A 9,925-nucleotide genomic window follows, 5' to 3' on the forward strand; every position below is an offset into this window, starting at 1 on the left:
GGCCCGGAACTTTGGCGAGATGCGGGCCGCCCTGGTCTCCCCGTTCATCACGGAACAGGAGACACCTCAGCATGACCCATGAACCCCCATCCGCGCTGCTGTCCGCCGCTCTGACGGCTGCTGAACGCGGCTGGCACGTCTTCCCCCTGCGCACCGGCGACAAGCGCCCTGCCCTGCACGGTGAGGAGCGTTGCGCCCGCACCGGTGACTGCGCGGGCGGTCACCGCAAGTGGGAGCAGCGCGCCACCACTGACCCCGGCCGTATCCAGTACTGCTGGGACTACCAGCCCGCGAACATCGGGATCGCCACCGGCCCCTCCGGGCTGGTCGTGGTGGACCTCGACATGCCCAAGCCCCACAGCAGTGCGGGCACGCCTAGCGGCGCGGCGACCTTCAAGGCGCTCTGCGAGCGCGCCGGGCAGGCCGTCCCCACCACCTACCGCACCCGGACCCCCTCCGGCGGCCACCACCTCTACTTCACCGCCCCGGGCGACGTCCGGCTGACCAACACCGCTGGGAAGCTTGGGGAGTTGATCGACACGCGGGCATGGGGCGGGTACGTGGTCGCCCCCGGCAGCGCCACCCCCGCCGGTCCCTACGTGGTCGCCGATCCGGCGCCGGTCGCCCCATTCCCGGAATGGCTGTACGCTCTTCTGACGGTCCGTCAGGAGTCGGGGGCACTAACGGCCGCCCCTACGCCGCCCAAGGGTCCTGCGTACGCCACAGCCGCTCTCAAGGCCGAAACGGCGAACGTCGCGACCGCGCAGGAGGGTGTGCGCAACGCCACGCTCGTTCGTGCCGCCCGCGCCCTGGGACGGTTCGTCGCAACCGGCGCCCTCACCCGGGCCGAGGTCGAAGACGCTCTTAATTGGGCGGGATCGGCGTCCGGCCTGCGCGAAAGCGAATGCCGCCCCGCCATCACCAGCGCGCTGAACTGGTCGATCGCCCACAACCCCGGCAGAGCCGCATGACCGCCGCCCCAACTTCCCTCCTTAAGAGCAGTCCTTCCACCCCTGCCGGCCCCAGCCTCGCCGAAGCGGCCCCCGCCCGTCACGGCGCGGGGGCGCCGAAGGTCATCGCCGAAGGCGTCCCCACCTCTGTTCCCCCCGCCCCGCGACATGCCGCCCCGCTCCGCGTCGTCGGGGAACTGACCATCCGGGCCCCGTACCGCGCCACGCCCACGGCCCGGTCCTGGTGCGCCTGCGGCCGGGACCTGACCGCCACCGGACAAGCGGACGTCCTCGCGCTGGTCGAGGACCACGCCGCGCACCGGGACGCCTGCCCCCACCACCCCGGCCAGACCAACGTCACCGTGCTGCGCCCCCCGGCCGCCCGCAACACCAGGAGGACCGCCGCATGAGCACCGCACCCCCAAGCACCCCGTCCGTCGACGGCGCGGCCCTGCTCACCGAGGTGGAGCAGTTCCACCGCCGCTTCAACGTCTTCCCGGCCGAAGCCGCCTACGTCGCGGTGACCTTGTGGGACGCGCACGCCCACCTGCTCGACTGCTTCGACTCCACACCCCGTCTGGCGTTCCTCTCCCCGGAACCGGGGAGCGGGAAGAGCAGGGGTCTGGAGATCGTGGAAACCCTCACGCCTCAGCCCATGGTCGCCGTCAACGCCAGCGCGGCGGCACTGTTCCGGGCGGTGTCCGGTGCGGAGGGGCGGCCCACCATCCTGTTTGACGAGATCGACACCGTCTTCGGTCCCAAAGCGGGGGAGAACGAGGAACTGCGCGGGTTCCTCAACGCCGGACACCGCCGTACCGGAGTCACTTACCGGTGTGTCGGTGACGGCGGGAACCAGACCGTTCAGGCGTTCCCCTCGTACTGTGCGGTCGCCGTGGCGGGGCTCGGCTCATTGCCGGACACGATCCTCACGCGCTCCGTCATCATCCGCATGCGCCGCCGGGCCCGGAACGAGCGTGTGGAGCCCTTCCGGCACCGCATCCACACGCAGGAAGGGCACGCGCTGCGTGAGCGGCTCGCGCAGTGGGCGGAAAGCGTGCGGCCCGCCGTCGACGGCGCGTTTCCCGTCATGCCGGACGAGGTGACGGACCGGCCGGCCGATGTGTGGGAACCGCTCATCGCGGTCGCCGATGCGGCGGGCGGCGAATGGCCCAAGCGCGCACGGGCCGCGTGTGTGGAGCTGGTCAACGCGGCCAAGGTGGACGACAAAGGCAGCATCGGCATTCGGCTCCTCACCGACCTGCGGGACCACGTCCTCAACGGTATCGACCGACTGCCTACGAGCGCCATCCTCGAACGGCTCCACAGCCTGGACGAGGCGCCGTGGGCAGACATGGGTGGCAGGCCCCTGGACCCGCGCGGCCTGTCGAAGATGCTCCGCGAGTACATGACCGGTGAGAACAGTCCGATCGCGGCCCGGAACATCAAGAGCGGCGGCGGGGTCCTCAAGGGCTACTACGCGGCCGACATGGCGGACGCCTGGCAGCGCTACTGCCCCCCACCCCCTGAAAGTCCGCTACTTCCGCTACCTCCGCTACCGCCCAGCTCAGAGGCCTAAAACCGGTAGCGGATGAGCCCGATCCATCCGCTACCACGCACCATCCATCCGCTACCGGCCCATGGCGCCCATCCCCGGGCCGGTAGCGGATGTATCCGCTACCGCTACCCCTATCCGCTACCTCGATCATGCCCCTGACCAGGGCGGTAGCGGAGGTAGCGGAAGTAGCGGACCTGACAGGGAGGGGGCATGCAGACCCCTCTTCTATCGAGCTCGCAGTGAGGAAAAGCCCCTCATGGAACTGGTAGTTGATCATTCGCTCGCCCTTCTCACGGTTGAGGAAGCTGCCCGGCGACTCACCATCGGCCGGACCGTGTGCTTCCGCCTCATCGCTTCCGGCGAGTTGGAATCCGTGACCCTCGGGCGTCTCCGCAGGGTCCCCGCCGACGCCATACCGGAGTACGTCGCCCGTCTCCGGCAGTCCCACAGCACCGCCGCTCGCGCGGCTTGAGAGAGGCCCCATGGAAGACGAGAGCAAGAAGCGCACCCGCCAGCCCAACGGCCGGTCATCGATCTACCTCGGAAAGGACGGTAAGTGGCACGGTCGCGTCACGGTCGGCATCCGGGATGACGGGAAGCCGGACCGGCGCCACGTTGAACGCAAGACCCGGGCTGAGGTGACCAAAGCCGTCAAGGAGCTGGAACAGCAGCGCGACGCGAAGATACTCCGAAAGCCTGGGCGGCCGTGGACCGTGGCGATGTGGTTGACGCACTGGGTGGAGAACATCGCGCCCCTCGGGGTCAACGAGAACACGATGGTCGGCTACGGCGTCGCGGTGCGGAAGCACCTCATCCCCGGCCTGGGCGCGCACAAGCTGGACCAGCTCAAGCCCGAGCACATTGAGCACCTGTACGGCGCAATGATGGCGGCCGGCAGCAAGCCCGGTACCGCTCACCAGGTTCACCGCACCTTCCGCACGGCGCTCAACGAGGCAGTACGACGTGGCCACCTCGGGCAGAACCCCGTGCGTCTAGCCAAAGCCCCGCGCGTCCGGGAAGAGGAGGTTGAGCCCTTCACCGTCGAAGAGGTCCAGCGCTTGCTGCGGGCCGCCGACGACCGGCGGAACTCAGCACGCTGGGCAGTGGCGCTTGCTCTCGGGCTGCGTCAAGGGGAAGCCCTCGGGCTCAAGTGGACTGACGTGGACCTCGCGCGAGGGGTTCTGATGGTCCGGCGTAGTCGCCGCCGCCCTCAGTACGCCCACGGATGCGCGGACGCCAAGGAATGCGGACGCAAGGCCGGGTACTGCCCCCAGCGGCAGCGTACGAACCCCGAGACGGCCGACACGAAGTCCCGCGCGGGACGGCGGTCGGTCGGTCTGCCGCTACAGCTTGTGGAGCTGTTGCGGGTCCACCGCGCGCGACAGGACGCAGAGAAGGGAGCAGCCGGAGACCGATGGACGGATGAGGGCTGGTTGTTCGCCACCGAGACCGGCCGGGGCACATCGCCCCGCACCGACTACGACGACTGGAAGGAACTTCTGAGAGACGCCAAAGTGCGGGACGGCCGACTGCACGACGCTCGCCATACCGCCGCGACTGTCCTTCTGATTCTGGGAGTCTCGGAGCGGGCCGTGATGGGCCTCATGGGCTGGTCCTCCACTGCCATGGCCGCCAGGTATCAGCACATGGTGGACACGGTGCGAACCGGCGTCGCGAAGCAGGTGGACGGTCTGATCTGGCAGAGCGAGAAAGACCGTCCCGACGATGACGACGGCGCCTCAGGCGCTCTCGTACCAGCCAACTGAGACGGAAACTGAGACGGAATGCAGCGAAGGGGCAGGCCCAAATAGGCCTGCCCCTTCGTCTACCTGCGGTAGCGGAGGGATTTGAACCCTCGGTGAGTTTCCCCACACTCGCTTTCGAGGCGAGCTCCTTCGGCCGCTCGGACACGCTACCGGGAGAAAGCTTAGCCCACAGTGGGCCGTGCTTTGAAATCGGTATCCGTGAAGGGGTGTCAGCGGTCGCGGAAGAACGTGGTCAGCAGGGCGGAGCAGGCGTCGGCGAGGACGCCGTGGATCACTTCGGGGCGGTGGTTGAGGCGGCGGTCCCGTACGACGTCCCAGAGCGAACCCGCCGCCCCGGCCTTCTCGTCGAGCGCGCCGAACACCACGCGGTCCAGGCGGGACTGCACGATCGCGCCCGCGCACATCGTGCACGGTTCCAGGGTCACGACCAGCGTGCAGCCCGTCAGGCGCCACGCGCCGAGTGCCCCGGCCGCCCTGCGGATCGCCACGATCTCCGCATGGGCCGTCGGGTCACCCGTCGCCTCACGTTCGTTGTGGCCGGCCGCCAGCACCGCCCCGGTCGGTGACAGCACGACGGCACCGACCGGTACGTCGCCGTACTCGGCCGCCAGCGCCGCTTCGTCCAGGGCGCGGCGCATGGACGTACGCCACGGATCGCGTACCGGGTCCGGCACAGGGTCGTGCCGGGGCACTAGCGGACGGTCTCCAGGACCTCGGCGGCTCCCAGAGCCTCCGCGATCTCGGCCATGGCGTCGGTCTCCAGGGCCAGCAGATCCCCTTCGGACAGCCCGAGATCAACGAGGATCTCCTGGTCGCCGGCGGGTCCCGCGGGCACGATCTCCCCGCTCGCCACCGGGCTCTCTTCGTCCTCCTCGTCGTTCTCGTCCGGTTCGCCGTCCTCCGTACCGTCGAGGTCCAGCGTGTCCAGGTCGTCGGCGGGGTCGTCGTCGTCCCGGCCGATCAGTTCATCGATGAGAATCTCCCCGTACGAGGAGCGTGCGGCCGCGGCCGCGTCCGAGACGTAGATACGAGGGTCCTCCTCGCCCTCCACACGGACGATGCCGAACCAGGCGTCTTCCTGCTCGATGAAGACGAGGACCGTGTCCTCGTCCACCGAGACTTCGCGGGCCAGGTCGGTCAGATCCGACAGGGTCTCCACGTCGTCGAGCTCTGTGTCGCTCGCTTGCCACCCGTCTTCGGTGCGCGCGAGCAGTGCGGCGAAGTACACCGTGACTCTCCCACTGGTCAGAGGTGACGATCCGGCGGTGCGCTGCTCTGCCCCGCCCACCCGGAATCGTTGCAGAAACGAACGCGTCGCGAGAGGTCTTCCACCGTTGCGTCGTAAGGCCATTTTATTAGGCCCGCTCCCGTGGTGGGGCGCGGGATACCCCTCGGACGGCGCCGAAGTGTCCCAGGAGGGCGCCGGGGCCCCCGAGATGTGTGCCCACAGGGGGCGTGGCGGCCGGGCGTGGCTCGGCGCGGCTGCCCGCGCACTACCAGCGGAAGGTGCGCATCCGCATCTGCTGGCGCATCCGCGCGGCGCGGGCCCGGCGCGGCTTCACCCGCTCCTGGAGCGCTTTCGCCTCGTTCAGCTCCCGCAGGAACTGCGCGCGGCGGCGGCTGCGGGCCGCGTCCGTCGGGGCACCGACGTCAAGGCCGGGGGCGGGGTCGGGACCGGGGCCCGGTACGAGGTCGGGAGCTGGGGCGGGGTCGGCGCGGGGCCTCCCCTCCGCCTCCGCAGCGGGCGTTCGGTCGGGCGTTCGGTCGGGTGTTCGGCCCGGCTTGTCGTCGGGTTTGTCTTCGGGCCGTACGCCCAGGTCCGAGGCCTGCTGCTCTTCCGCTTGTCGCTGGTCCCTGTCCGGCACGGTCGCCTCACCATCCCAGTGATGGATGTGTCTCCCGACACTTCATGACCTCAATCCACCTTCCCTCCGCACCCCGGGTTGATGCCACCGGTCCGGCCCGGGAGGTTCGGCGGTCGGTGGCAGGCCGTAGTGCCTTGGCCTCCGGTTACTGTGGTCGCCATGCGGATTCTTGTTGTCGACCACCCCCTGGTGGCGCACAAACTCACCACGCTGCGCGACCTGCGCACCGACTCCCCGACCTTTCGGCGTCTCGCCGATGAGCTGGTCACCCTGCTCGCGTACGAGGCCACCCGGGATGTGCGTACCGAACAGGTCGACATCGAGACCCCGGTGACCGCCACGACCGGGGTGCGGCTCTCCCACCCCCGGCCGCTGGTCGTCCCGATCCTGCGGGCCGGTCTGGGCATGCTCGACGGCATGGTGCGGCTGCTGCCGACCGCCGAGGTGGGCTTCCTCGGGATGATCCGCAACGAGGAGACGCTCCAGGCGTCCACGTACGCGAGCCGGATGCCCGAGGACCTCTCGGGCCGGCAGGTGTACGTACTGGACCCGATGCTGGCCACCGGCGGCACGCTCGTCGCGGCGATCCGTGAGCTGATCAAGCGCGGGGCGGACGACGTGACGGCCGTCGTGCTCCTCGCGGCGCCCGAGGGCGTCGAGGTCATGGAGCGCGAGCTGGCGGGCGCGCCGGTCACCGTCGTCACCGCGGCTGTCGACGAGCGCCTCAACGAGAACGGCTACATCGTCCCGGGCCTCGGCGACGCGGGCGACCGGATGTACGGACTCGCGGGCTAGCGACCGAATGGCCTTGTTCGTCGCCGGGCGGGGCGGTGGAAGTGCCCCGCCCGGGGACGGAAGAGCGGCGGTACGCCGGGGGGTCAGCTCTTGCGCGGTGCGCCCAGCTTGCCGCAGGCGGGCTCCGGGGCGGGCTTCGACAGGGTCGCCAGCGCCTGGTCCGCCTCGCGCTGGACGTTGAGCTTCTTGAACCCCGTGCCGAGGATCAGGTCGACGTCCCGGGTCTTACGGGTGTCGGTCTTCGACGCGGCCCCCGTCAGCTGAGTGCCGAGAACGGTGAGGGGCCCGTCCGCGGCGGTGGGGGCGCCCAGCAGTATCCCGGCGCCCCGGACCTTCTTGTCGTAGGTGGCGGGCGCGTTGCCCACCTTGCCGATGACGAAGCCCCGTTTCTTGAGCTCGTCGGCGGTGGTCTTGGCGAGACCGCCCCGCGGGGTCGCGTTGTAGACGTTGACCTTGATCTGGCCGGGCTTCGGCAGCGCCTTGGCGGGTGCCGCGGAGGGCTTGCAGTCGGGCGTCTTCGCGGCGGCGGTGGTCTTCTTGCCGTCGCCCGTGAAGACGTCGATGAGCTGCAAGGTCCCCCAGCCGGCCAGGCCGAGGGCAACAACGGATGCGACGGCCGCGAGCACGATCCTGTGGCGGCGCCGAGGGCGGCGCATGCGCGGGTACTTGTTCCCCGTGATGCGGTACTTTCCGCCCATGCCGGGGGGAGTGAGCATGCTCATGGGCGCAGCGTAGTGGGCGCCGGTGGTGATTCCTACTAAATGATCAACGGGTTGGGCGGTCGGGGTGAGGAATGGGCCCGAAAGGCTCAGTCCGTCACTCTCCCGGGAGCCGCCTCAGCCCAGATCGAGCTCCAGGACGCGGGCGTGCAGCACCTGTCGCTGCTGGAGGGCGGCGCGGACGGCACGGTGCAGTCCGTCCTCCAGATAGAGATCGCCCTGCCACTTCACGACATGCGCGAACAGGTCTCCGTAGAAGGTGGAGTCCTCGGCGAGCAACGTCTCCAGGTCCAGCTGACCCTTCGTGGTCACGAGCTGATCGAGGCGGACCGGGCGCGGCGCGACATCCGCCCACTGCCGGGTGCTTTCCCGGCCGTGGTCGGGATACGGCCGCCCGTTACCGATGCGCTTGAAGATCACACGGAAAGCCTACCGGTCAAGAGGCTCCGGGCGCAGCCATGGCGCCCGAGTTCAAAAGTGGCATTAGATGGCAAAGCGGGAGCGAAGCCTGAGTGGAGGCATCCCCTCCGGTGACCCGGGCGCCGAGATCGGCCCGGACCGGACACCGGCGACGGGCCGCGCGAGGGCCGGCGGGGGGATGGTGGCGGGCTGGTGGCGACACGCAGCCGGGCCGGTGGCGGGCCGTGGGCGGGGAGTTCGCCGCCCACGGCCCGCCGGTGTCCCCGTTACTCGGTGGCGGCGTGGCCGTCGGCGGTGCGGGCGCCGGCTATGCGCGCGGCCGGCGCGGAGGCGGGCCGCTTCGGGAGCGCGCGCAGGTCGTGGGCGTACGTGCCCACGGCGTCGGCGATGATGTCGACGTTGACGTCGAGGGCCTTCTTGTTGATGTTGGACAGGTTGTCGCAGGCGGAGTGGTAGCAGGCGTCGAACGCGACGCCGGCCTGGCCGCCGTACTTCTGGGCCTGGGCCGCGGTCTTGATGCCCTCGGCGCCGGTGAAGGTGCCGCCGGACGGAATGCCCGCGTCGATGAAGGGGCCGTAGTCGGAGCGGCCGTCGAAGTCGGTGCCCTCGTGCGGGAGGCCGCGGCGGTCGAGGAAGCTGTTGATGCCCTTCTCCAGCTGCGCCGAGCCGTCGGGGCCCGGGCCGGCGCCCGTGGCGTCGGAGTCGTCGCCGTCGTAGACGAACTGGGCGAAGTTCTTCGAGCCGATCATGTCGAAGTTCAGGTAGAGGGCGATGTCGGCCTGCTGCTCGGGGGTGAGCCCGGCGACGTACGCCTCGGCGCCGAGCAGGCCCAGCTCCTCCGCGGACCACCAGGCGAAGCGGACCTTGTTGGCGGGCTTGTCGTGCGTCTTGGCGAGGTCGAGGGCGACATCGAGCAGGCCGGCGGAGCCGGAACCGTTGTCGTTGATGCCGGGGCCCGCCTCGACCGAGTCCAGGTGGGCGCCGAGCATGACCGTACGGTCGGCGTCGCCCGCCTTCGTCTCCGCGACCACGTTGCGGGTGCTCCGCTGCTCCTGGAACTGGCGTATCTCCGCCGTGACCGTCACAGGACCCTGCGCGATGTCGGCGGCGAGGGCCTCGCCGTCGGCCTGGGTGATGCCCCCGGTCGGGATCACTCCGGCGTTCGGGTCGCCGAGCGTGCCGCTGATGACGCCCGTCGTGTTGTTGTAGATGATCGCCGCGACCGCGCCGGCCGCCGCCGCCTGCTGCTGCTTGATGGCGAAGGTGCAGCCGCCGCGCTGGATCAGCGCGATCTTGCCGGTGAAGGCCCCCGCCGTGTAGTCCTCGGGCTCGCAGCCCGTGGTCGCGTCGACCGGGACGGCGGCCAGCTGGGCCGTGACGCCGCCGACCGGGGTCGAGGTCGTGTACGACAGGGCGGAGATGGCGACGTCGCGCGGGGTCGGCGCGGTGACCCGGAGCGTCTCGGCGAGCGTCTCTATGTAGGTGATCTCGAAGGTCTGGTACGAGACCCGGTAGCCGGCCTTCTTGAGCTCGTTGTACACGTACGCGGCCGAGGCTTCGTGGCCCGCCGAGCTCGCGGCTCTGTTGCCGCCGTTGGCGTCCGCTATGGCCTGGAACTTCTTCAGGTGCCGGAGAACGTCCTGCGCCGAGGCTTCCCGGACGAGCTTCCGGGAGAGCTTCGCCGCGTCCTTGGCCGCGTGCGAGCCGTGGTGGTGCGACTGCGTACTGCTGGCCGGGGAGGCCGCCAGGAGCAGCGGCGCGGCGAGGGCCGTGGCCGCCGCGATGGCCAGAACTCGGCGTGAGGCACGGGGTGTTGCGTTCACAGGGGGTCCTTCCGGTGCGAACAAATGTCAGG

The 9,925-nt window shown here is 70.1% G+C and carries 12 protein-coding genes and 1 tRNA gene; 6 read left to right on the forward strand and 7 right to left on the reverse strand.

The features are described from left to right. Nucleotides 1-71: 71 nt before the first annotated feature. The 5 genes from OG349_RS18985 (at nucleotide 72) to OG349_RS19005 (ending at nucleotide 4,271) form a co-directional block, all read left to right on the forward strand. Nucleotides 72-971: a bifunctional DNA primase/polymerase gene (locus OG349_RS18985; RefSeq protein ID WP_327235752.1), complete on the forward strand. Its 900-nt coding sequence runs from the start codon at nucleotides 72-74 to the stop codon at nucleotides 969-971. Then, nucleotides 968-1,360 (forward strand): hypothetical protein, encoded by a 393-nt coding sequence (locus OG349_RS18990; RefSeq protein ID WP_327235753.1) that lies wholly within the window; start codon nucleotides 968-970, stop codon nucleotides 1,358-1,360. The genes OG349_RS18985 and OG349_RS18990 overlap by 4 nt, the downstream gene beginning before the upstream one ends. Further along, nucleotides 1,357-2,526, forward strand: a complete 1,170-nt coding sequence (locus tag OG349_RS18995) for a DUF3631 domain-containing protein (protein WP_327235754.1) — start codon at nucleotides 1,357-1,359, stop codon at nucleotides 2,524-2,526. Before OG349_RS18990 ends, OG349_RS18995 begins: the two co-directional genes overlap by 4 nt. 235 nt (nucleotides 2,527-2,761) lie before the next feature. Further along, nucleotides 2,762-2,977 carry an excisionase family DNA-binding protein gene (locus OG349_RS19000; protein ID WP_327235755.1) on the forward strand — a complete coding sequence of 72 codons (216 nt, stop codon included), beginning with the start codon at nucleotides 2,762-2,764 and terminating at the stop codon, nucleotides 2,975-2,977. 10 nt (nucleotides 2,978-2,987) lie between these two features. After that, complete coding sequence (locus OG349_RS19005) at nucleotides 2,988-4,271, forward strand: tyrosine-type recombinase/integrase (protein WP_327235756.1); 1,284 nt, start codon at nucleotides 2,988-2,990, stop codon at nucleotides 4,269-4,271. 66 nt (nucleotides 4,272-4,337) lie between these two features. On the opposite strand, the gene OG349_RS19010 is transcribed toward OG349_RS19005, so the two are convergent. The 4 genes from OG349_RS19010 to OG349_RS19025 all read right to left on the reverse strand — a co-directional run bounded on the left by OG349_RS19010 (nucleotide 4,338) and on the right by OG349_RS19025 (nucleotide 6,088). After that, nucleotides 4,338-4,422 (reverse strand) — tRNA-Ser (locus tag OG349_RS19010). 58 nt (nucleotides 4,423-4,480) lie between these two features. Next, complete coding sequence (gene tadA / locus OG349_RS19015) at nucleotides 4,481-4,909, reverse strand: tRNA adenosine(34) deaminase TadA (protein WP_161306681.1); 429 nt, start codon at nucleotides 4,907-4,909, stop codon at nucleotides 4,481-4,483. 53 nt (nucleotides 4,910-4,962) lie between these two features. Continuing rightward, a complete protein-coding gene (locus OG349_RS19020) occupies nucleotides 4,963-5,499 on the reverse strand; it encodes a tRNA adenosine deaminase-associated protein (RefSeq protein WP_327235757.1) in 537 nt (178 codons plus the stop codon). A 265-nt stretch (nucleotides 5,500-5,764) separates the two neighbouring features. Then, nucleotides 5,765-6,088 (reverse strand): hypothetical protein, encoded by a 324-nt coding sequence (locus tag OG349_RS19025; RefSeq protein ID WP_442806400.1) that lies wholly within the window; start codon nucleotides 6,086-6,088, stop codon nucleotides 5,765-5,767. Nucleotides 6,089-6,295: 207 nt separating this feature from the next. On the opposite strand from OG349_RS19025, the gene upp reads away from it, so the two are divergent. Then, nucleotides 6,296-6,931 carry a uracil phosphoribosyltransferase gene (gene upp / locus OG349_RS19030; RefSeq protein WP_161313175.1) on the forward strand — a complete coding sequence of 212 codons (636 nt, stop codon included), beginning with the start codon at nucleotides 6,296-6,298 and terminating at the stop codon, nucleotides 6,929-6,931. An 83-nt stretch (nucleotides 6,932-7,014) separates the two neighbouring features. Here the strand turns inward: upp and OG349_RS19035 are convergent, their stop codons facing one another. The 3 genes from OG349_RS19035 to OG349_RS19045 all read right to left on the reverse strand — a co-directional run bounded on the left by OG349_RS19035 (nucleotide 7,015) and on the right by OG349_RS19045 (nucleotide 9,893). Further along, nucleotides 7,015-7,629: a LytR C-terminal domain-containing protein gene (locus OG349_RS19035; RefSeq protein WP_327238619.1), complete on the reverse strand. Its 615-nt coding sequence runs from the start codon at nucleotides 7,627-7,629 to the stop codon at nucleotides 7,015-7,017. A gap of 138 nt (nucleotides 7,630-7,767) precedes the next feature. After that, nucleotides 7,768-8,070, reverse strand: a complete 303-nt coding sequence (locus tag OG349_RS19040; protein ID WP_023540426.1) for a type II toxin-antitoxin system VapB family antitoxin — start codon at nucleotides 8,068-8,070, stop codon at nucleotides 7,768-7,770. A 266-nt stretch (nucleotides 8,071-8,336) separates the two neighbouring features. Beyond that, a complete protein-coding gene (locus OG349_RS19045) occupies nucleotides 8,337-9,893 on the reverse strand; it encodes a M28 family metallopeptidase (protein ID WP_327235758.1) in 1,557 nt (518 codons plus the stop codon). Nucleotides 9,894-9,925 lie beyond the last annotated feature (32 nt).

This window comes from Streptomyces sp. NBC_01317 (genome assembly GCF_035961655.1).
Classification (GTDB): Bacteria; Actinomycetota; Actinomycetes; order Streptomycetales; family Streptomycetaceae; genus Streptomyces.